21 protein-coding genes are annotated in these 21,600 nt (G+C 66.1%); 8 read left to right on the forward strand and 13 right to left on the reverse strand.

Features of this window, described 5'->3' with window-relative positions:
• The first annotated feature begins 138 nt into the window (after positions 1 to 138).
• On the forward strand, positions 139 to 1,332 hold the full coding sequence (locus PNO31109_RS18995) for an acyl-CoA dehydrogenase (protein ID WP_150557009.1): 1,194 nt from the start codon (positions 139 to 141) through the stop codon (positions 1,330 to 1,332).
• Between the two features lie 251 nt (positions 1,333 to 1,583).
• On the opposite strand, the gene PNO31109_RS19000 is transcribed toward PNO31109_RS18995, so the two are convergent.
• Positions 1,584 to 2,222, reverse strand: a complete 639-nt coding sequence (locus tag PNO31109_RS19000) for a peroxiredoxin (RefSeq protein WP_150557010.1) — start codon at positions 2,220 to 2,222, stop codon at positions 1,584 to 1,586.
• Positions 2,223 to 2,429: 207 nt separating this feature from the next.
• Here PNO31109_RS19000 and PNO31109_RS19005 point away from each other — a divergent pair, with 207 nt between their 5' ends.
• The 3 genes from PNO31109_RS19005 (at position 2,430) to PNO31109_RS19015 (ending at position 3,754) form a co-directional block, all read left to right on the forward strand.
• Positions 2,430 to 2,738 carry an ElaB/YgaM/YqjD family protein gene (locus PNO31109_RS19005; RefSeq protein ID WP_150557011.1) on the forward strand — a complete coding sequence of 103 codons (309 nt, stop codon included), beginning with the start codon at positions 2,430 to 2,432 and terminating at the stop codon, positions 2,736 to 2,738.
• A 106-nt stretch (positions 2,739 to 2,844) separates the two neighbouring features.
• Positions 2,845 to 3,228 (forward strand): phage holin family protein, encoded by a 384-nt coding sequence (locus tag PNO31109_RS19010; RefSeq protein WP_150557012.1) that lies wholly within the window; start codon positions 2,845 to 2,847, stop codon positions 3,226 to 3,228.
• 13 nt (positions 3,229 to 3,241) lie between these two features.
• Positions 3,242 to 3,754 (forward strand): DUF3318 domain-containing protein, encoded by a 513-nt coding sequence (locus PNO31109_RS19015; RefSeq protein ID WP_174966471.1) that lies wholly within the window; start codon positions 3,242 to 3,244, stop codon positions 3,752 to 3,754.
• 33 nt (positions 3,755 to 3,787) lie between these two features.
• Here PNO31109_RS19015 and PNO31109_RS19020 read toward each other — a convergent pair whose 3' ends face one another.
• From PNO31109_RS19020 to PNO31109_RS19050, 7 genes are all read right to left on the reverse strand, one after another.
• A complete protein-coding gene (locus PNO31109_RS19020; protein ID WP_174966472.1) occupies positions 3,788 to 4,369 on the reverse strand; it encodes a GspH/FimT family protein in 582 nt (193 codons plus the stop codon).
• A complete protein-coding gene (locus tag PNO31109_RS19025; protein WP_150557015.1) occupies positions 4,359 to 4,988 on the reverse strand; it encodes a pilus assembly PilX family protein in 630 nt (209 codons plus the stop codon). Before PNO31109_RS19025 ends, PNO31109_RS19020 begins: the two co-directional genes overlap by 11 nt.
• Positions 4,967 to 5,908, reverse strand: a complete 942-nt coding sequence (locus tag PNO31109_RS19030; protein ID WP_174966473.1) for a PilW family protein — start codon at positions 5,906 to 5,908, stop codon at positions 4,967 to 4,969. The genes PNO31109_RS19025 and PNO31109_RS19030 overlap by 22 nt, the downstream gene beginning before the upstream one ends.
• 882 nt (positions 5,909 to 6,790) lie before the next feature.
• Positions 6,791 to 7,048, reverse strand: coding sequence for an acyl-CoA-binding protein (locus PNO31109_RS19035; RefSeq protein WP_150557017.1), 258 nt, complete (start codon positions 7,046 to 7,048; stop codon positions 6,791 to 6,793).
• A 392-nt stretch (positions 7,049 to 7,440) separates the two neighbouring features.
• The gene (adeC, locus tag PNO31109_RS19040; RefSeq protein WP_150557018.1) at positions 7,441 to 8,931 is read right to left on the reverse strand and encodes an AdeC/AdeK/OprM family multidrug efflux complex outer membrane factor; all 1,491 of its coding nucleotides are present in this window, start codon (positions 8,929 to 8,931) and stop codon (positions 7,441 to 7,443) included.
• 3 nt (positions 8,932 to 8,934) lie between these two features.
• Positions 8,935 to 12,114: an efflux RND transporter permease subunit gene (locus tag PNO31109_RS19045; RefSeq protein ID WP_150557019.1), complete on the reverse strand. Its 3,180-nt coding sequence runs from the start codon at positions 12,112 to 12,114 to the stop codon at positions 8,935 to 8,937.
• Between the two features lie 15 nt (positions 12,115 to 12,129).
• A complete protein-coding gene (locus PNO31109_RS19050) occupies positions 12,130 to 13,365 on the reverse strand; it encodes an efflux RND transporter periplasmic adaptor subunit (RefSeq protein ID WP_150557020.1) in 1,236 nt (411 codons plus the stop codon).
• Positions 13,366 to 13,861: 496 nt separating this feature from the next.
• On the opposite strand from PNO31109_RS19050, the gene PNO31109_RS19055 reads away from it, so the two are divergent.
• The 4 genes from PNO31109_RS19055 (at position 13,862) to modC (ending at position 17,867) form a co-directional block, all read left to right on the forward strand.
• Positions 13,862 to 14,542 carry a TetR family transcriptional regulator gene (locus tag PNO31109_RS19055; protein WP_150557021.1) on the forward strand — a complete coding sequence of 227 codons (681 nt, stop codon included), beginning with the start codon at positions 13,862 to 13,864 and terminating at the stop codon, positions 14,540 to 14,542.
• 407 nt (positions 14,543 to 14,949) lie between these two features.
• Positions 14,950 to 15,786 carry a molybdate ABC transporter substrate-binding protein gene (gene modA / locus PNO31109_RS19060; RefSeq protein WP_244958208.1) on the forward strand — a complete coding sequence of 279 codons (837 nt, stop codon included), beginning with the start codon at positions 14,950 to 14,952 and terminating at the stop codon, positions 15,784 to 15,786.
• 286 nt (positions 15,787 to 16,072) lie between these two features.
• On the forward strand, positions 16,073 to 16,771 hold the full coding sequence (modB, locus tag PNO31109_RS19065; RefSeq protein WP_150557023.1) for a molybdate ABC transporter permease subunit: 699 nt from the start codon (positions 16,073 to 16,075) through the stop codon (positions 16,769 to 16,771).
• Complete coding sequence (gene modC / locus PNO31109_RS19070) at positions 16,761 to 17,867, forward strand: molybdenum ABC transporter ATP-binding protein (protein ID WP_150557024.1); 1,107 nt, start codon at positions 16,761 to 16,763, stop codon at positions 17,865 to 17,867. Before modB ends, modC begins: the two co-directional genes overlap by 11 nt.
• A 161-nt stretch (positions 17,868 to 18,028) precedes the next feature.
• Here the strand turns inward: modC and PNO31109_RS19075 are convergent, their stop codons facing one another.
• The 5 genes from PNO31109_RS19075 to PNO31109_RS19095 all read right to left on the reverse strand — a co-directional run bounded on the left by PNO31109_RS19075 (position 18,029) and on the right by PNO31109_RS19095 (position 21,212).
• Positions 18,029 to 18,337, reverse strand: a complete 309-nt coding sequence (locus PNO31109_RS19075) for a pentapeptide MXKDX repeat protein (RefSeq protein WP_241015846.1) — start codon at positions 18,335 to 18,337, stop codon at positions 18,029 to 18,031.
• A gap of 106 nt (positions 18,338 to 18,443) precedes the next feature.
• Positions 18,444 to 19,268 carry a molybdopterin-dependent oxidoreductase gene (locus tag PNO31109_RS19080; RefSeq protein ID WP_150557025.1) on the reverse strand — a complete coding sequence of 275 codons (825 nt, stop codon included), beginning with the start codon at positions 19,266 to 19,268 and terminating at the stop codon, positions 18,444 to 18,446.
• 24 nt (positions 19,269 to 19,292) lie between these two features.
• On the reverse strand, positions 19,293 to 19,949 hold the full coding sequence (locus PNO31109_RS19085) for a cytochrome b/b6 domain-containing protein (protein ID WP_241014003.1): 657 nt from the start codon (positions 19,947 to 19,949) through the stop codon (positions 19,293 to 19,295).
• 215 nt (positions 19,950 to 20,164) lie between these two features.
• The gene (locus PNO31109_RS19090; RefSeq protein WP_150557027.1) at positions 20,165 to 20,605 is read right to left on the reverse strand and encodes a winged helix-turn-helix domain-containing protein; all 441 of its coding nucleotides are present in this window, start codon (positions 20,603 to 20,605) and stop codon (positions 20,165 to 20,167) included.
• Positions 20,595 to 21,212, reverse strand: a complete 618-nt coding sequence (locus tag PNO31109_RS19095) for an SRPBCC family protein (RefSeq protein WP_150557028.1) — start codon at positions 21,210 to 21,212, stop codon at positions 20,595 to 20,597. The genes PNO31109_RS19090 and PNO31109_RS19095 overlap by 11 nt, the downstream gene beginning before the upstream one ends.
• Between the last annotated feature and the right edge of the window lie 388 nt (positions 21,213 to 21,600).

Consider the following 21,600-nt stretch of genomic DNA (forward strand, 5'->3'; position numbering starts at 1 on the left):
CTTCGATTTCAGAACATTGTTCCGCATTGCGGAACTTTCGTCAAGCGTTCGGGCGCCGGTAGAAAGGCAGGAACCGGCGGGCACGGATCGCGTCACTGCGTGGTTGTGAGTTTTCGAGGACATCGGAGGAGATAGGTCATGGCAGGCAATGCACAGTTCAATTGGGAAGATCCGCTGTTGCTCGACGCGCAGCTCACCAGCGACGAGCGCATGATTCGCGACGCCGCCGCCGCTTACGCGAACGACAAGCTCGCGCCGCGCGTGCTCGAAGCGTTCCGCCATGAGCGCACCGACGCCGCGATCTTCCGCGAAATGGGCGAGATCGGCCTGCTCGGCCCGACGATTCCCGAGCAGTACGGCGGCCCCGGCCTGAACTATGTCGCTTACGGTCTGATCGCCCGCGAAGTCGAACGCGTGGACTCGGGCTACCGTTCGATGATGTCGGTGCAGTCGTCGCTCGTCATGGTGCCGATCTACGAATTCGGCAGCGAAGCGCAGAAGCAGAAATATCTGCCGAAACTCGCCAGCGGCGAATGGATCGGCTGCTTCGGCCTGACCGAGCCGAACCACGGCTCGGATCCGGCCGGCATGACCACGCGCGCCAGGAAAGTCCCCGGTGGCTATGAACTGACCGGCGGCAAGATGTGGATTACCAACTCGCCGATCGCCGACGTGTTCGTCGTCTGGGCCAAACTCGCCGACGACGACGGCGAAGAGAAAATCCGCGGCTTTATTCTGGAAAAGGGTTGGAAGGGGCTGTCGGCGCCCGCCATTCACGGCAAGGTGGGCCTGCGCGCGTCGATCACCGGCGAGATCGTGATGGACCAGGTGTTCGTGCCGGAAGACAACCTGATGCCGGGCGTCTCGGGCCTCAAAGGTCCGTTCACCTGCCTGAACTCCGCACGCTACGGTATCGCCTGGGGTGCGCTCGGCGCCGCCGAGTTCTGCTGGCACACGGCGCGCCAGTACGTACTCGACCGTCATCAGTTCGGCCGCCCGCTCGCGGCGAACCAGCTCATTCAGAAGAAGCTCGCCGACATGCAGACCGAAATCACGCTGGGCCTGCAAGGCTGCCTGCGTCTGGGCCGCATGAAGGACGAAGGCACCGCGGCCGTCGAAATCACGTCGATCATGAAGCGCAATTCGTGCGGCAAGGCACTGGATGTCGCGCGTCTGGCCCGCGACATGCTGGGCGGCAACGGTATTTCGGACGAGTTCGGCATCGCGCGTCATCTCGTGAACCTCGAAGTGGTCAACACCTACGAGGGCACGCACGACATCCACGCGCTGATCCTGGGCCGCGCGCAAACGGGCATTCAGGCATTTTTCTGACAGGCCCGTCTCGCGTTGGACGGCGGGCTCGGCGCATTGCCCGCCTGCCCGTCACGTCTGCCCGGCACGCCTCGCATCAATCGGCAGCATGATGCGAGGCCGCGCGCGGCGCCGAGCCCTGCCGACTTGTCTGGTACGCGTCGTTTCTCAGGCCGCACTCCGCGGGCCGTCAATCCCCCGGGCGACGGCGCGTACCAAACAAAAAGCCAGCGTTTTCACGCTGGCTTTCTCGTCTGCGATGCTGCGCCGGATTACTTGTTCGGCTGCGGCGTGAGACGCAGATACGGGCGCACGGCCTTGTAGCCCTTCGGGAATTTTTCCTTGAGCACGGCCTCGTCCTTGAGCGACGGAACGATCACGACATCGTCGCCGTCCTTCCAGTTGCCCGGCGTGGCCACCGAGTAGTTGTCGGTCAGTTGCAGCGAGTCGATGACGCGCAGCACTTCGTCGAAGTTGCGGCCCGTGCTGGCCGGATACGTGATGATCAGACGCACCTTCTTCTTCGGATCGATCACGAACAGCGAACGCACTGTCAGCGTCTCGTTGGCGTTCGGGTGGATCATGTCGTAGAGCTGCGAAACCTTGCGGTCGCCGTCGGCCAGAATCGGGAAGTTGACCGAGGTATTCTGCGTCTCGTTGATGTCGTTGATCCAGCCCTTGTGCGACTCGACGTCGTCGACCGACAGTGCGATGGCCTTCACGTTACGTTTTTCGAACTCGCCCTTGAGTTTGGCGGTCAGACCCAGTTCGGTCGTGCACACCGGCGTATAGTCGGCCGGGTGCGAGAACAGCACACCCCAGCTGTCGCCGAGAAATTCGTGAAACTTGATCTTGCCGACGGACGAATCCTGTTCGAAGTCGGGAGCGATGTCACCCAAACGCAGAGTCATTTACGGTCTCCTTGAGATCCTTCAACTGAGTGGGTAAAGACTAAAGGATGCTAAGCTTAGCCAGAACGAATAAAAAATTTGTTGCAAATAATTATTGGAAATATAGCCTCGGCGCGGTGTTGTTTTATGGCAACGACACGTCGAAAGGGTTACGATAACAGTCATTCCCCTTCGCATTCTCTTCCCCCAGGAACACGGGTAACGACCATGTCGCAATCGCACACCAACAAGGAGAAGTTCATGACCGATATCAAAACCGTCTTGGCCGACGCCGAAGATTTGCTCAAACAAGCCGCCAACACGACCGGTGAGCGCGCCTCCGAACTGAGCGACAAGGCCCTGGCATTGCTCAAGCAAGCCAAGGAAAAAGCGTCCGACGTGCAAGTCGTCGTCGTGGAAAAGAGCAAGCAAGCCGCTCGCGCCACCGATGACTACGTGCACGACCACCCGTGGCAGGCCGTGGGCATTGCGGCCGGCATCGGCGTGGTGATCGGCTTGCTGCTCAATCGCAAGTAAGCGTGCGCCGGCGTAAGTCTGTCTTCGCCCACTCCGCCCGGGGTGGCGTCCGCCTGATCGGAGCGACGGATCGGGCGGCCACCCGAGCTCAGCTCAAGACCCGCCCATGACCGACAATGTTCGCACGAACCCGCCGCGGCCCTCGCTGCGGCGACTTGCCGGTGCGATGCTCGAGATCGTGCAGTCGCGCATCGAACTCATCGGCATCGAACTGACCGAAGAAAAGGAACGCCTGATGGGCGTGGCTTTCCTCGGTCTGACCGCGATGCTCTTCGGCGTGCTCGCCCTCGTGTCCCTGACCGCGCTGGTGATCGTGATTTTCTGGGACACCTACCGCCTGCAGGCCATGACGGGCGTCTTCGTCGTGTATCTGTTGCTCGCCGCGTGGTGTGCCCTGCGCGCCCGCAACATTCTGCGCGATGCTCCGATGCCCTTCGAGGCCACACTGGCCGAGTTCGAAAAGGACCGCGACGCACTGCGTCCGGACTGAAGGAGATCTGCCCGTGCCGCTGGAATCGAATCGCCGCCGCCGCCCCCGGCCGTCGCGACGCTCACGTCACGAACTGCTTGCGATTCGCAAGGAGCTTGTTCTCACGCGTATTGCCGTCGAACGCGCCGAGTTGATTCAAGCCTCGCACGTCACGCGCGAGCGCCTGCGCAATTTCCGCTGGATCCGTTATCTGCTCCCAGGTGGCTTTGCAAAGCTCTCGGGCATTAGCGGCCTCGCCAATTCCGGCCTGAAGCTCGGGGGGCTGCTCGAACGTTATCCGCTCGTGAGCTCGGTCGCCTCCCTGGCCCTCACCGGCCTCTCGCATACGCCCGTCGGGCGCGTGGTACGCCGGACGCTGAAGTGGGGCGGGCTGGGCGTGCTGGCCTGGCAGGGCATCAAGCTATGGCAGGAATCGACGAAGTCCTCGGCGCGCACACCCCAGGATGAGGCCACGGAGGAACAGCCCGGCGGTCCGCGCGCTCCCCGAGCCGAAACCCATGGCGGCGGCACACCACCCATGATGTAACGCCATGCCGCCCGGCGCATCCGAGCATCCGGACTAGGGGTCGCAACGCCGGGCGATGCGCGGCCGGCCATAGGCATTGATCGTGATACAGATGCGCCGGCCGTGCCCGGTCACCCGCACAGTGCCCGACACCCAGTTGCGGTGTTCCGTCCGGATAAAGCCATCCTCCGCAAACGCTAGTCCCGGCGTTCCGTACAGTCCCCATCGCGCTTCGATCTGGACGCCCTGCGGCAGCGGCGCGTATCGTCCCAGCAGTCGCTCGCCCGCGTCGAGGCGATCGTTGCGGTTGCTGTCGACGAACGTCATCCATCCGCTGCTCAGCGTTCGCCCGTCGTTCGGCGCCATCGCCACGCGCTGGTGCCTGCCGAGCGCCTCGGCACGGGCGGCCTGCATGGATGCAAGCAACGCGCGCGCGGTGATGTCCACCGACACCCGACGGCGCGCAGACTCGATGGAAGGCGACGCCGCCAGCAGCGCTATGGCCAGCAGGAGTACGACGATGACGCATTCGAGCAGCGTGAGGCCGCGCGCCCCTTGAAGGCGTTGCGATGCGCGCGCCGATCGTGCCGCGCGCTCACGGAACCGTTGGCCCTCGCCGGCCCGCTCACGCGTCATCGCAACGCCCGCGATGCTCGGTCCCTGTCGACGATTTGACCGCGCTGTCGTCCCACGACACCACCTCTCGCCAACTGAGCGGGCGCAGCGCAAACGATGGCCCCGCACCGTCGTGCCGCTGCGGCTGGCGGCGACGAACTTCATAGATCGCCTGGAGATAGACGCGTGTGCCCGGCATGTCGCCGCAACCCATTGCACTTACCCGGTAGCGGCGCACGGGGACGTTACGCGCGCCGTCATCCGCCTCGTATGCGGTGAACGCGATTCGCTCGATGAAGTAACGAGCCTTGTGGACCCGCACGACCGCGTCGGCGCGCTCCCAATCGACCGTCTGCCATCGGGACCGCCAGTGCCTCGACCAGTCGGCGTCGCGCTGCTGTGCGGGCAGCACGCCGTTCGGCCCGGCCTGGAAGGTCGGCACTCGCGAAATCTCGCTCGCTTCCGGGCCGTCGGTGAGCCGATGACGCGCTTGCGCCAGCGCTCGATCCGCCGCGTCGAAGGCCTTCACGCGATCGCTCGCGAACGCCATGAAACGATTTGCCAACTGCCGATGCTGCATGCCCGACGCCGCCAACGCCATGAGTGCCGCCAGCCACATCACCATGAAGATGCCAACCATGCTGCCGCCTCGCCGATGCCGCCGTCATTGCGACGAGGGATCACCACGTTGAATACATGCAGATGCACGTCGCCGGCGCCGTTCATCTGCCGGAAGGTGCGACCACCGGACGACGCGTCAAAGACCTCCACGACGCGCACGGCGCGCACGTTGCCGCCCCGTCGCGGCGCGCCTCGCATGACCAGCGATATCGCCACCGCCGCCACGTTCTCCCAGCCGCCCTCGCCGCGCGGCGCGACCGGTGGCTTGCCGCGCGCGCTCTTGACCGGGTCCGTCCAGCGTAAAGCATCCGACGCGCCCGACCGAAACCCCAGGCGGACGTACATCGCTTCGACCCCGCCCACGAGCACCTGCGCGGGATGCAACCTCGGCGGCAACGTCCGCTCGTCTCCATAACGGCAAAAGAGCGAAGGGACGCCGTCCTCGCCCTTGTCGACATAGAAATGGCTGCGATGACGTTCGCTGGTTCGGGCGATGCCGATGGCACGATGTCCGGCGCAATTCTGAACCGCCCCGTTGCCCTTGATGAAGCCCGCACCGTGGTATTGCACCTCGAGCAGCGAACTGCCTTGCCAGCCGCGACGAGGACAGTTTTCGACCGTGCCGGCGCACTCCGCGCTCGCTCGTATCGATGGCCACTCCCGTCTGCCGCCCTCCGGCGGTGCAACGCCACCTTCGATCGGATCCCAGTTCCGGTAGCCCGCCATCGCCACCGCACGCGAGAGCTGTGTCAGCGCGAACACTGCACGTTCGTTGACATCGTATCGTTCGGCCTGCGTGCGCCAGAATCGCAGCCCAGCGAGATACACCGCGGTCGCGGCCATCACGATCAACAGCCCCAGCGGCATGGCAACGACGCACTCCAGCAGCGTGAAGCCTGCCGTGCGCCGCCGGCGCGGCATGGCCGGCACGGGTGGCATGGGAAACCTTGGCGAGGCGCGACCGCCCGGGTTTTCGCGTGCCGGCGGCGCCGCCTTGCGGCCTGCCGCGTCAAGTACGGGCGCGCTTCCGGCGAGCATTTGGATGACGCTCACCATGCGCGCCTCGCGCTGCCGTGCGCCAGTGCACCGGCGACCGGTACGGCGCGTGCCGGGCCGATGGCTGCGCTCCCGCCGGGAGGTCCCGTGCGTGACCGCGAAGCCAGTGTCGTCGGCGACGTCGCGCCCGCCGCTTGCCATCGGGAAAAGCCCTCGACGCCGGCCATGAACGCCCCCAGCGTTACCGTGACTTCAAGTAACGCTGCGCCGCGTGCGAGCCGCCCTGATCGCCCTGATCGCCCCGATCGCCCCGGTCGCCCTGATCGCGCGGATCGATCATTGGCACGCTCGCACTGCCCCATGGCGGCAACCGGTGGCCTCTCGGGCCAAGGCGTGCCTGCCCGGCGGTGCCCGGCGTCTCGCGCCGGCGCGCGCCGCCGACGTTTGGCCAACGCCCCCAGGCACACACCGAGCCGGTCGCGCAAGGTCTGCCGGTCTACACGGCGCTGCTGATGTCGTCGATCCTGTTGCATGGTGCGATTCCTCGTCTCGTTGATGACGAGTCCATCGTCGCGCACCGCCCCTCGCACGCCAATCGGACGACACCGCGAAACCCACCCCTCCATGAGCCACCACACTTCCCGCACGCAGCGCTCCGAAGGTCTTCAGTACCCTCAATGCCCTCACCGCCCGCAGCCCCTCGTCGCCACGACGATTTCTGCACGCGCCAACCGAGCGGGCATGAAAAACGGCGACCGAAGTCGCCGTCCTGGCTTGCCACAGGGCGCGGTCACCGCGTTCCTCACTGGTGCCCGATCCCGCCTCTCAACCCTTGAGCGAATTGATGAGCTCGATGTAACGCTGCTGCACTTCCTCTTTGGGCTGCCCCTTGAGCATCTCCCAGGCGTCGTACTTGGCGCGGCCGACGAAGTCGGTCATGCCGGGGCGCGCACCGCTCACGTCGCCCTCGGTGCCTTGCTTGTAGAGCGCGTAAATGCGCAGCAGCGTGAAATTGTCGGGGCGCTCGGGCAGCGTCTTCGACTGAGCTACCGCCTCGTCGAAGCGGGCTTGCAGATCGCTCATGATGTCTCTCCCTGGAAAAACCGTCAGCTTGTATGTGCCTCGTGCGACACCTCGCCGACGCATCGAAAAGCATGCGAAAGCGTGCAGGAAAGCACGCGCGGCGACGCTCGAGGTGTTGCGAATACAACGCGATCAGGATAGCGACGAAGCGCCGCACGAGGTAGGGGAGAGCGTAGAAGCGTGCATCTAAACCTCTCGGGAACCGAGAGGATCGAAGGTCTTTTGCTGCGCGAGAATGCAAAACGCCCGGGCTCGGCCGGGCGTCTTGATTTTTTTGGACGATCGAGATTTGCGTCACGGCGAGGGCGAACGGGCGGCTCACACCGCCCGCGCACCTCGTGCACTAGCGCACCTCTCGCACTTCTCGTACTTCGCCCGCCCCACGTCAACGATCACGACGCAGCGGCGGCCGGCGCCGACGCCGCCTCGGCGTTCGCCGGCGCCGTGCGCTCTTCCCAACCGCCGCCGAGCGCCTTGTACAGCGTGACGAGGTTGGTCCAGCGAGCAAGGCGCGTGGCGATCAGCGTCTGTTGCGCCGAGTACAGCGAGCGTTGCGAGACCAGCGCATTGAGGTAGCTGTCCACGCCGTTGCGGTAACGCAGCTCCGAGAGCTTGTAGCTCTCCTCGCTCGCCTTGACGAGCGACTCCTGCGCCGCGATCTGGTCGTCGAGCGTGCCGCGGGCGGCAAGTCCGTCGGACACCTCGCGAAACGCCGTCTGAATCGCCTTCTCGTAGTTGGCGATCTCGATGCGCTTTTGCACCTTGGCCAGATCGAGGTTGGCGATGTTCTGCCCGCCCGCGAAGATCGGCAGCGTGATGGTCGGTGCGAACGACCATGCCCCCTGCCCGCCCTTGAACAGGTTGCTCAGCGATGCGCTAGCCGTGCCCGCACTCGCCGTGAGCGAGATCGACGGGAAGAACGCCGCACGCGCTGCGCCAATATTGGCGTTGGCGCCCTTGAGCGTGTGCTCGGCCGCCGTCACGTCCGGACGGCGCAGCAGCAGGTCGGACGGCAGCCCGGCAGGCAGATCGGCCAGCAGGCCCTGCCCGTCGAGCGGACGGCCCGGCGGCAGATCGGCCGGCAGCGGCTGGCCGATGAGCAGCGCGAGCGCATTTTCGTCCTGTGCGACCTGGCGCGTGTACTGCGCGAAATTCGCGCGCGCCGTATCGACCGGCGTCTGCGCCTGGCGCAGGTCCAGCCGGGAAACCGTACCCACGTCGAAACTGCGCCGGGTCAGGTCATACGACGATTGCTGGCTCTTGAGCGTATCGGCCGTGAGCCGCAGCAGTTCCTGATCGGCAAGCCACGTCAGATAGGCCGTCGCCACTTCCGAGACGAGCGTGATGTGCGCCGCCTTGGCCGTGTCCTCGGTCGCGAGGTACGTCTCCAACGCCTGGTCCTTCAGGCTCTGGATGCGGCCGAACAGATCGAGTTCGTATGACGTGAAGCCCACGCCCACCTGATAGCTGCGGCTGATACCCGCACGCCCCGACGCGGACAGGTCGGCCGGCGAGCGCTGCACCGACGCCTGCCCCGCCGCCCCGATCGAGGGCAGCAGCGCCGAGCGCTGGATCTGGTACTGCGCACGCGCGGCTTCGATGTTGAGCATCGAGACACGCAGATCGCGGTTGTTCTGCAACGCGATCTCGATCAGCTTCTGCAGACGAGGATCGGTGAAGAAGTCACGCCAGCCCAGGTCGGCGGCTGCCACCGCATTGGCGTTGGCGGTGCCGTTCTGGTTCGCCCCTGCGGGCGTCTTGTAGGCCGGGCCGTTGGGGTACGTCGTGGCGATCGGCGCCTCGGGCCGCTCATAGTGCGGCGCGAGGGTACATCCTGCCAGGAACGCTGCCGCCAAGGCCATCGGCAATGCTTTGTGCTTCATAGGTCAGTTTCCTTCCTTGGCGGGGCCGTCGGTTGCTTCCGGATTGTCGTGACGCGCTTCCGGATGCTCCACCGTGTCCAGATCCTCATGTGCGAAGCGCTTGCGCACCAGCACGAAGAAGAGCGGCACGTAGTAGATCGCGAGGAACGTCGCCGCGAGCATCCCGCCGATCACGCCGGTACCGATGGCGTGCTGCGAGGCCGAGCCGGCGCCGTTCGAAATCGCGAGCGGCAACACGCCGAGAATGAACGCCATCGACGTCATCAGAATCGGGCGCAGACGCAGGCGCACCGCTTCCATCGTCGCTTCCATCAGGGTGCGGCCCTGCTCCTGCAGATCCTTGGCGAATTCCACGATCAGAATCGCGTTCTTCGCCGACAGGCCCACGGTGGTCAACAGACCCACCTGGAAGTACACGTCGTTCGACAGCCCGCGCAGCGTGGCGGCCAGCAGCGCGCCCAACACGCCCAGCGGCACCACCAGAATCACCGAGAACGGGATCGACCAGCTTTCATACAACGCCGCCAGACACAGGAACACGATCAGGATGGAGATCGCATACAGCGCCGGGGCCTGTGCACCGGAGATGCGCTCTTCGAACGACAGCCCCGTCCACTCCAGGCCGATGCCCGGGGGCAGCTGCTTGGCGATTTCCTCGACCGCCCGCATGGCGTCGCCCGAGGACTTGCCCGGCGCCGGCACGCCCTGGATTTCCACGGCAGGCACCCCGTTGTAACGCTCCAGACGCGGCGAGCCGTAAATCCACTTGCCGGTCGCGAACGCCGAGAAGGGCACCATCGTTCCGCTCGCGTTGCGCACGTACAGCTTGTTGATGTCCTGCGGCAACATGCGGTCCTTCGGCTCGGCCATCACGTAGACCTTCTTCACGCGACCGTGGTCGATGAAGTCGTTCACGTAAGACGAGCCCCACGACGCCGAGAGCGTCGTGTACACGTCGGCGATCGACAGACCGAGCGCCGAAGCCTTCTCCTCGTCGACGTCCACCTTGTACTGCGGCGTGTCTTCGAGGCCGTTCGGACGCATGTTCGCGAGGTTCGGGTTCTTCGCGGCCATGCCCAGGAACTGGTTGCGAGCGGCCATGAGCGCGTCGTGGCCCAGGCCGGCACGATCCTGCAGCTCGAAGTCGATACCGCCCGCGTTGCCGAGTTCGGGCACCGACGGGGGGTTGATCGCGAAGATCATCGCGTCCTTCACGCTCGCGAAAGCCTGATAGGAGCGGGCGATCACGGACTGCACCTTGAGGTCGGACGACTGGCGCTCATCCCACGGCCGCATCATCGTGAAGGCGATACCCACGTTCTGACCGCGGCCGTTGAAGCCGAAGCCCGTCACCGTGAAGATCGAACGCACGGCGTCCTTTTCCTGCTCGAGGTAGTGCTTCTCCACCTGCTTCATCACGCCGAGCGTGCGCTCCTGCGTGGCGCCCGGCGGCAACTGCACGATGTTGAAGAAGTAGCCCTGATCCTCGTCCGGCAGGAAGGCGGTCGGCATACGCACGAACAGGAAGCCCACGGCCGCCACGATGACCACGTAGACGATCACGAGCGGCGTGCCGCGCTTGAGAATGCGCTGGACCTGGCCCTGGTATTTCTTCGAACCGTTGTCGAACGTGCGGTTGAACCAGCCGAAGAAGCCGCGCTTCTCGTGCACCTCGCCCTTCTTGATCGGCTTGAGAATCGTCGCGCACATGGCCGGCGTGAGCACGATGGCCACGAGCACCGACAGCGCCATGGCCGCCACGATGGTCAGTGAGAACTGGCGATAGATGGCGCCGGTCGAGCCGCCGAAGAACGCCATCGGCACGAACACCGCCGAGAGCACGAGCGCCACGCCCACCAGCGCGCCGACGATCTGCCCCATGGCCTTCTTCGTCGCTTCCTTCGGACTGAGCCCCTCCTCGGCCATCACCCGCTCGACGTTTTCCACCACCACGATGGCGTCGTCCACGAGCAGACCGATGGCCAGCACGAGACCGAACATCGACAGCGTGTTGATCGAGAAGCCCGCGGCGCCCATGATGCCGAACGTACCGAGCAGCACCACGGGCACGGCGATCGTCGGGATGATCGTCGCCCGCAGGTTCTGCAGGAACAGGTACATCACCAGGAACACCAGCACGATACCTTCGATGAGGGTCTTGATCACTTCCTCGATCGAGATCTTCACGAACGGCGTGGTGTCGTAGGGGTAGTCGACCTTCATGCCGGCCGGGAAGTACTGCTCGAGCTCGCTCACCTGCTGCTTGACGGCCGTGGCCGTTTGCAGCGCGTTCGCGCCGGTGGCCAGCGTAATGGCCAGACCCGCGGCGGGCTTGCCGTTGTATCGGGCCACGATCTGATACGACTCGCCGCCCAGCTCGACACGCGCCACGTCACCCAGGCGCACCTGCGAGCCGTCCTTGTTGACCTTGAGCAGAATCCGGCGGAACTGCTCAGGCGTCTGCAGACGGCTTTGCGCCATCACGGTCGCGTTGAGCTGCTGGCCCTTTACCGCCGGCGCACCGCCCAGCTCGCCGGCCGAGACCTGCACGTTCTGCGCCTGAATGGCGTTCGAGACGTCGATGACCGTGAGGTTATAGCCGTTGAGCTTCTGCGGATCGACCCAGATGCGCATTGCATACTGCGAGCCGAACAACTGCACCTGACCCACGCCGTTCACGCGGCTGATCGGATCCTGCACGTTGGCCGCGATGTAGTTCGCAAGGTCGATGTCGGACATCGAACCGTCTTCCGAATACGCGCCGATCACCAGCAGGAAGTTCTTGGTCGCCTTGGCGACCTTGATGCCCTGCTGCTGCACCTGCTGCGGCAGCAGCGGCGTGGCGAGCTGCAGCTTGTTCTGCACCTGCACCTGCGCAATGTCCGGGTCAGTGCCCTGGGCGAACGTCAGCGTGATCTGAGCGGTACCCGAGCCGTCGGACGTCGACGACATGTACTCGAGGTGATCGATACCGTTCATCTGCTGCTCGATCACCTGCGTGACCGTATCCTGCACGGTCTGCGCCGAAGCGCCCGGATAGGTCGCGGTGATCTGTACCGAGGGCGGCGCGATCGGCGGGTATTGCGAGACCGGCAGCTTCAGAATCGAAAGCGCACCGGCCAGCATGATGACAATGGCGATCACCCAAGCAAAGATCGGGCGATCGATAAAAAACTTTGCCATGAATGAGGCTCCGCGTTATTGGGCTTTGGCGCTCGAGGCGGCGTTCGCCTGCGATGCGGGGGCGGCGGCGGCCGGCGCGCTCGCACCTGCGGGCGATTGCGCCCCGCTACCCGGCAGTTGCGCCGGAACCGCCTTCACCGGCGCGCCCGGGCGCACCTTCTGTAGGCCGGACACGATGACCTGATCGCCGGCGGCCAGACCCGAGCTCACCAGCCACTTGTCGCCGATCGCGCGATCGGTAACCAGTTGACGCAGCTCGACCTTGCCTTCCTTGTTCACGATCAGGGCCGTCGGCTGACCCTTCTGGTCGCGCGTGACGCCCTGCTGCGGCACGAGCAGGCCGCCTTCCTTCACGCCTTCGGCGAGCCGCGCGTGCACGAACATGCCGGGCAGCAACTCGCGGTTCGGGTTCGGGAAGATGGCGCGCACCGTCACCGAGCCGGTCGCCTGATCGACGGTGATGTCCGAGAACTGCAGCTTGCCTTCGAGCGGATACGTCGTGCCGTCTTCAAGGGTCAGCTCCACGCGCGCGGCGTTCTTGCCCGCGCTCTGCAGCTTGCCCTCGGCCAGTGCGCGGCGCAGACGCAGACCGTCGGCGGCCGATTGCGTCACGTCCACGTACATCGGGTCGATCTGCTGCACGGTCGTCATGAGCGTGGCGGCGCCCGCCTGCACATACGCGCCCTCGGTCACCTGCGACAACCCCGTGCGGCCCGAGATCGGCGCCGGCACGTCGGTGTAGCCCAGGTTGATCTTCGCGGTCTCGACCGCTGCCTTGCCGGCCTGGACGTCGGCGTCGGCCTGCAGTGCGGCGGCCACGGCGTTGTCGTAGTCCTGCTTCGACACCGCCTCCACCGCCACGAGCTGCTTGTAGCGATCGGCGAGCAGCTTGGCCGACGCCTGGTTCGCGACCGCCTTGGCGAGCGTGGCCTTGGCGTTCTCGTAAGCGGCCTGATACGTTGCCGGATCGATCTTGTACAGACGCTGGCCTGCCTTGACGTCACCGCCTTCGGTGAAATCGCGCTTGAGCACGATGCCGTCGACACGCGCGCGCACGTCCGCCACGCGGAAAGGCGAAGTACGTCCGGGCAGATCGGTCGTCAGTGTTACGTTCTGGGGTTGCAGCGTCACGACGCCGACTTCCGGCACCATGGCCTGCTGCTGGGGCGGCTTCTTGCCGCACGCGGCCAGGGTCACGACCGCGAGTGTTACGGCAGTGACCATCCCCAGTGAACTTCTCTTGACGTGCATATACGCCCCCGATAAATGGAATGCGGTCAAACAAAATGACAAGTGCTGCGACGATTGCGACGGCGAAGGCCGGTCCGCAATCCCGTCGCGCAAGGCGGGTCGGCGAGTGCCTGAGGCCCGGGTGAGCGGGCTGCCGGACAAAGGCCGGCAAGCGGCCATCAAGACGCCCCCGGGTGCGCGGCCATCGCCGCGCGCTCTGGCACTCGTATGAGATCGTCGAACAGGCTCCGGGACACCAGGGCGATGACGAGAGAGCGCCGCATGGCACTTCCCGGTCGATTCGCTCCCCAGATCATCTGAGGTGTTTCCCTTAGACGGAGGAGCTTAAATGTACCCTGTGCAATAGAGCAAGCGGCTGCTATTATAGATACATTCATGAATGTATGTAAATCATATTGCGTCGCACCAAAGTGCGGCCCGGTTTACATCGCATTTCCATCACATTTGCCTCGCATTTCGCGTAAATCCGGCTGTTTGAGCCGCCCTGTGACGAGAGATGGCCCGCAGAACCAAAGAGGAAGCGATCGAGACCCGCAATCTGTTGCTCGACACCGCCGAGACGGTGTTCGCGCAAAAGGGCGTGTCGCGCACGTCGCTCGCCGACATCGCCGAAGCCGCCGGCCTCACCCGCGGCGCCATTTACTGGCACTTCAAGAACAAGATCGATCTGTTCAACGCGATGACCGATCGCATCCGTCTGCCGATGGAGCGCATGATCGACGAAGAGTGCACCGAGCCCGAGGACGGTGATCCGATGCTGCGCATGCACGAAATCTGCAAGCTCGTGCTCAAGGAAACGGCGCGCAACGAGCGCCGCCGCCGCGTGCTGGACATTCTGTTCCACAAGTGTGAATACACGGAGGAAATGCTCTCGGTGCTCGAGCGCCAGCGCGAGGCCTGTGCCGACGGCAAGGCCCGCATCATGAAGGACATGGAGCGCGCCATCGAGCGAAAGCAACTTCCGGAAAGGCTCGACACCCGACGCGCGGCGATCATGCTGCACGCGCTGGTGGTCGGCATGATGTCGGACTGGTTGTTCCTGCCCGACTACGATCTGGGGCAGGAATGCGACGCCGTGGTCGACGGCTTTTTCGACATGCTGCGCACAAGCCCGGCCATGCTCAAGCCGGACGGCCCGGCGCGCTCGCCCGCCACGACGGCGCCCGGCCCCTCCTGAACTCGCCCGGCGCGGGAGTGGGTCGGCAGGCTCGCGAGTTACTACATATATTAATTAGCAGGCCCCGGCATCCGGCGCCTGTTTTTTCTTCGTCCCCTGGCCCTCCCGGGCAACGGCGGCCGGCCCGCCGAAGCGAAGAACGTCCCGATTTTTCCGCTTGTCCGCGCGCTTGCCCCGCATCCGGGGGTATTCGCGCGAGGTGATACCTCGTATATCTGTACAGTCCCATAGCGTTATATATAATCCTACACAACGCATTGCCGGCGGCCGCCGCCCGGGGCGACGCGCCCACAATGCCCGGTTCCCGACAGCCCTGCGCCGCACCCTGGCAGCCCGGCGGCCCCTGTCCGCCCTTGTAGCCACCCTAGCCACCGTAGCCACCACACCACACGCTGGAGACCATGTCCGTGAAAGCCGCCGTAACCGCGAGTTCCGAATTCCCGTCCCGCGAGCTGCACAGCGCCCGCGCATCCCGCCACCGTGCCGCGCCGCTGCGCCGCGCCCTGGTCACCGTCGCCACCCTCGCGAGTCTGTGCCTCGCCGGCCACGCTGGCGCCCAGCAGGTCTTCGCCGCCGCCAGCATGAAGGACGCGCTCGACGACCTCTGCGCGACCTACGCCCGGCAAACCGGCAAGAAGCCGGTGCTGGTGTATGGCGCCAGCTCCACGCTCGCCCGCCAGATCGAAAAGGGTGCACCGGCCGACGTGTTCATTTCCGCCGACCAGGACTGGATGGACTACGCGCAGAAGCACGATCTGATCGACGCGTCCACGCGCCGCAATCTGCTCGGCAATGCACTGGTGCTGATCGCCCCGGCCACGACCACGGGCGAGATCGACCTGAGGCCGGGCACGGACCTCGATGCGAGACTGGGCAACGGCCGGCTCGCGATGGGCGATCCGGCTCACGTGCCGGCGGGTCTGTACGGCAAGGCGGCGCTCGAGAAGCTCGGCGTCTGGCCGAAGGTGCAGGGCAAGGTCGCGGCCGCCGACAACGTGCGCAACGCGCTGCTGCTCGTCGCGCGTGGCGAGGCGCCTTACGGCATCGTCTACAAGACGGACGCGAACGCTGAAAAGCGCGTGCGCATCGCTGGCACGTTCCCGGCCGACAGTCACGCGCCGATCGTCTATCCGGTCGCGCTCACGAAGCAGGCCAATCGCACCGACGCCGAGCCGTTCTACCAATTCCTGCAGACGCCGGCGGCTCAGGCCACGTTCGAGCGCTACGGCTTCGGGCGTCCGTAATCACGCCGATCACGTCGATCACATCGATCGCTTCGATCCCGTCAATCGCGTCGATCGCATCATCGTGCTCTCGGGGGGTGCGCACCACACGAGTCAGCGGCTGACGTACCGCCGCCGGCGGCGTCCGCCGCGATCCGGGCGCGATCCCCGGCGCGATCCCGAGGGAGATTTCGGCGCGACCGACGCTTTTCGGCGCTTTCGGAAGTGTTCCGACATTGCCATGTACCGCGTCGGTGCGTCACCATGCGTCGATGCCGCAACTTCACTCACCCTGGTCCGTATGTCCATGAGTCTTACACCGGAAGAATGGGGCATCGTCGAACTTAGCCTGCGCGTCGGGCTGTGGGGCACGCTTTGCAGCCTGCCCTTCGCTTACGCCGCTGCCTGGGTGCTCGCCCGTCGGCAATTCCCGGGCAAGGCGCTGCTCGACGCCGTCCTTCATTTGCCGCTCGTGCTGCCGCCGGTGGTAGTGGGCTTCGCGCTGCTCGTGCTGTTCGGCGCGCAAGGCGCCATCGGCCGGTTGCTGCGCGAGTGGTTCCACTTCACCTTCGCATTCCGCTGGACGGGCGCCGCGCTGGCCGCCGGCGTGATGGGCTTCCCGCTGCTCGTGCGTGCGATCCGCCAGGCGCTCGAAGCCTCCGACACCCGGCTCGAGCAAGCAGCCCAGACACTCGGCGCGGGTCCCTGGCTCACGTTCCTCACGGTCACGCTGCCGCTCACATCCACGGGCGTGCTGCATGGCTTCGTGCTGGCGTTCGCACGGGCGCTCGGCGAATTCGGCGCGACGATCACGTTCGTCTCAAACATTCCCGGCCAGACGCAGACGCTGCCGCTCGCGATCTACACCGCCACTCAGGTGCCCGACGGCGACGCGATGGTCTGGCGCCTATGCGCCATCTCGGTAGTGCTGGCCGTGGCCACACTCGTCTTCTCCGAAGTGATGATCCGCTTCGGCAATCGCAAGGCCCTCGGTTATGACGGTTGACGTTCGCATTCAGCACAGCTTCGGCGCATTTGCGCTCGACGCCGCTTTCGCGGCCGGCACGGGCGTCACGGCGCTGTTCGGCCCCTCGGGCAGCGGCAAGAGCACGGTCGTCAATGCGGTCTCGGGGCTGCTCAAGCCGGACGCGGGACGCATCGTCGTGGGCGACCAGGTACTGTTCGACAGCGCCGCCAGGGTTTGCCTGCCGGCCTGGCGCCGGCGCATCGGCTACGTGTTTCAGGACGCTCGCCTGCTGCCGCACCTGAGCGTGCGTCAGAACCTGCTGTTCGGGCGTTGGCTGCGACGCCCCGACGTGGCTGCTGCCGGCCCCGGTGCCATCGCGCTCGAGCACGTGGTCGAGGTGCTCGACCTCGGCCATCTGCTCGCGCGCCGCCCCGGGGCGCTCTCCGGCGGCGAGAGGCAGCGAGTGGGCATCGGCCGCGCCCTGCTCTCGTGCCCGCGCCTGCTGCTCATGGACGAGCCGCTCGCCTCGCTCGACCACGCGCGGCGCCTCGAAGTGCTCGACTACCTGAACCGCATTCGTCATGAGCTGAGGCTGCCGGTGCTGTACGTCACGCATTCGCTCGACGAAGTCATGCGGCTCGCCGACCAGGTCGTGCTGTTTCGCGAGGGCAGGACGATCACGCAGGGCGCGCCCGCCGACGTGCTCAACGTGCATCGCGACGCGCTCGACGGTACGGCCGAAGCCCCGGGCACCGTGCTGGAGACGCGCATCGTGGCGCACGACGCGCGGTATGGTCTGACGGAACTGGCCGTGAACGGCAACCCCGCTGTCCGGCTGCGGGTGCCGCACACGGGCGCCGCGGCGGGCGATGCGTGCCGCATTCTCGTGCGCGCGCGCGACGTGGCCGTGGCAAGCTCGCCGCCGGTAAACACCAGCGTGCTCAACGTGCTGCCCGCGCGTGTTGCCACGTTGCGCGAGCTCGGCGACGCAGTGGAAGTGGCCGCCACGCTCGCCGGCGATGCCGCCGGCACGGCGGTGCATGCGCGCATCACGCGCTACTCCGCCGACCAGTTGCAACTCGCTCCGGGGCGCGACGTGTATCTGCTGATCAAGTCGGTCGCGTTGACACGCTAATGCGTTCCTTCGCCGGCGCATCGGCAGCATGGCTCAACGGCCAGACTCGACGGCCGGGCCCGACGGAGTAATTCGGCGACGCAACCCAGCGGCGCAAGCCAGCGGCAAAGGCGCCGCGACGGTCCCCCGCGGCGGCGCCTTTGTCGTTCCGCTGCGAGCGCTTACCGGCTTTTGCTCATCGCGTCGCCCTTGCCCATGGCATCGCCCTTGCTCGCGGCGTCACCCTTGCCCATGGCGTCGTGCTTGCTCATGGCACCGCCTTTTGACATGGCGTCGTGCCCTCCCATGGCGTCGCCCCCGGACATCTTGCCGCGCTTGTCCATGTCCTTGCTCATGGCACCGCCCCGGGACATGGCATCGCCCTTGCCCATGGCATCGCCCTTGCTCATGGCCTCCTGCGCGAATGCCGCGCCCGTACCGAGCGCCGCCGCCATCGTCATTGCCATTGCTGCCAGATATCGCGTCTTCATCGTCGTGAACCTCCAGGTGTGAGTGAGTGCAGCGCGAACGCATCGCAGGCGTTCCACTGCCATGCAGTCGTGCGTGCCGGCATTCCCGTGAATTCCGGCGACCGCCTCAACTGCCGCCGAACCAGTTGTAGCCCTGGTCCTCCCAATACCCGCCGGGAAACGTGTCGGTCACGAATATCGCGCGGATATGCTTGGGATTCTTGTAGCCGAGCTTCGTCGGGATACGCAGCTTCATCGGAAAGCCATAAGCCCTCGGCAGCGTCTGGCCGTCGTAGGTGAGCGCGAGCAGCGTCTGCGGATGCAGCGCCGTCGGCATGTCGATGCTCGTGTAGTAATCGTCGGCGCACTTGAAACCGACGTATCGCGCCGTCGTGTCCGCACCGACGCGGCGCAGGAAGTCTGCGAACGTCACCCCGCCCCAGCGCCCGATCGCACTCCACCCCTCCACGCACACATGACGCGTGATCTGGTCGACCATGCGCGGCGCGGCGAAGCGACGCAGACCGTCGAGCGTCCACGGCGCGCGATCGGCGATCCGCCCGGAGAGCTCGAGCCGGTAATCCGACTCGTCGACGACGGGCGCCTCGTCCACCGAGTAAAACGCGTTGAATGGAAACGGACGCGTGATGCGCGACGCGGGAAAGGTCGGTGCGAGCACGTCCTGCCGGAACAGCGCCGCCTGCACGCGATCGTTCCAGCGCGAGAACTTGTCGAGCGCCGATTCGACGCCCGCGTTGTCCTCCAGCGAGCACCCCGAGAGCAGGGCCACGCCGCCGAGCGTGAGGGTGCGCGACACAAACGCGCGGCGCGACGGCTCGGCAACGCGGCGTGTCACCAGGGCGCGGGCTTCGCGCAGGATCGCGTCGCCGTCGCGCACAATGGGTACGCCGGCCGGGGTAGCCGGCCCAGTGGGCTTTCGCTCGAGTGTCATGGCATTTCTCCTGATCGAATGCGCTCACCGGCCGGTAATCATGGTGCGCAGCGTGCGCGGCACGAGCGCCACCATCGCAACGTGGACGGCGACGAATGCGCCGAGAGCTGTCATCGCCAGAAAGTGAACCCATCGCGCTCCCTGAAAGCCGCCGAACAGCATGCACAGCCAGCCGAGCTGCACCGGCTTCCAGATCGCGAGGCCCGACGCCACGAGCAACGCGAGATCGAGCACCGCGAAGAGATAGGCCGCGCGTTGCACCTGGTTGTAGTGGCGCGGATCGTCGTGCGAGAGGCGACCGTGCAGCGCGGCGAGTGCGTCGCGCAGCACGCCGCGGGCCGTTAGCGGGAAGAAGCGGCGGCCAAAGCGCCCGCTGCCGACGTTCATCAGCAGATAGACCGCGCCGTTCGCGGCGAGCAGCCACATGGCCGCGAAGTGCCAGCGCAGCGCGCCGCCGAGCCACCCGCCCAGCGTGATGCCGTTCGCGAAGCGAAAATCGAACAGCGGCGAGGCGTTATAGATGCGCCAGCCGCTCGTCGCCATCACGATGACGGCGAGTACGTTGAGCCAGTGGGTGATGCGCAGCCAGCCCGGCTGGACGCGGCGCGGCGGCACGCAAGGCGAGGAAGCGCCCGGCGCGGCCGGCGGCGCGGGCTTCGTGAGGGCGGACAGATCGGGCATCGGGACCTCCATCGCCGGGTTGGCGTCGATGAAGCCAGTGTCGCGTCAGGCCGGTGACGAAGTCCTCACGGAAATTAAACGTTTTCGTGATAGCTCGGCGCCGCCCGGGATGGCGGGCGGTGCGGCGGTTGCATTGGCGAAAACGGGAGAGGAAAGAAAAGAGAAGGCGCGCGGCGAACGCGAACGGCAAACGGCAAACGGCTGGCACGATGCGTTCACGCGTCGGGATCGACGCTCTTGCCGTCCTTGAGATAGGCGTCGAAGATCGGCACGCGCGCGTCGAGCAGCGAGCGGATGTCTCCGAGCAGCATGTCGTAGTGCGCAGCGAGGTTTTGCGCGAACGGCGTGAGCGCGGCGCCGCCGCCCGACACGCCGCCGATGTGGCGCGTGACGAGGGGCTCGCGAAACTCGTGGTTCATCGCCTCGACGAGCAGCCACGCCCGCCGGTACGACATGCCCATGCGGCGCGCCGCCGCGGAAATCGACCCCGTCGCTTCAATCGCGCGCAGCAGCGCCACGCGCCCCGGCCCGAAGACGGGTGACTCGCCGTCCCGGATGCGAACGCGCAGGTCGTAGTCCGCCGCGCCCGTCGCGCCCGTCGCGGCCGCGAGCGCGTGTGCCGCAGGCTTGCGGCTGCGCCGGCGCTCAACTGGCATGGTTGCCCCACAGCACGATGAAGACGAGGATGAGCGCCGCCACCACCCACGGCCACCAGCGTGCCAACTTGCCCCGCGTGGACGGCACGTCGCGCATGGCGGCGTCGGCAGCGAGCGCCGCGGCCACTTCGCCGTCCGCCGCGACCGGGTCGTCGATCCTGTGGTTCGGTGCGATGAGCCCGACGAGGCGCGTGAAAAAGGTGTCGGCGAGCGCGTTGGCCGCGGCGTCGGCCTGCGGGCTGTCGAGATCGGCATACTCGCCGCCGAACCGCGCCTTCAGGTCATAGGTGAGCAATGTGTTCATCGGTCCTTGCGATAACAGCGCGACGGACGCGCGGCCGCGGGTGAGCCCGGCCGACGATCCCAGCCCGTCGAAATTCAGTGTGTACGACGCGGGCGGGACCACGTCGGTCAACGTGATGCGGGCGCGCCAGCGCCCGCCCACGGGCCCGAGCGTCGCCGCGATGACAATGTCCCAGGTGGTGTCGTCGATGCGCTCGATCGATTCGCACCCCGGAATGCACTGTCGCAACACGCCCGGGTCGTTCAGCGCGATCCACGCAACGTCTCTCGCGACCGGCAACCGCCGGCTGTTCCGTAGTTCCATTGCCCCTCCCTTGCCTTCCCCCGCCCCGGCATCCCGGGCATGGCGAATCCGTCAAGCGTCGAAATATTGTGACACGAGTTACCTCGCGCCACGCGCGCCCGCGACCGCGAGTCCGCTCCCGCGTGCGTGGTGCCAAGGAAAGCCGCGACCGCGACCATCGTCACGGTTTGAATTCGGCGGCCCCGACTTGCACCGAACGGCCGTCCGGCACCGCAGTATCGGGTGGAATACAGCGCACGCCAAGGCGCGATATACTCGGCGCATCACATCGAGCGGCGAAATCTCGGCATCGGCCGGTTCCTCGGCCCGCCTGCGAGCGCATGCCCCGGCGTCGCGAGCGCAGGCAAGGCTTCGCATGCACCGGATGGGCGAAGCGCCGGCCGGGCGC

The organism is Pandoraea nosoerga, assembly GCF_902459585.1.
Taxonomy (GTDB): domain Bacteria; phylum Pseudomonadota; class Gammaproteobacteria; order Burkholderiales; family Burkholderiaceae; genus Pandoraea; species Pandoraea nosoerga.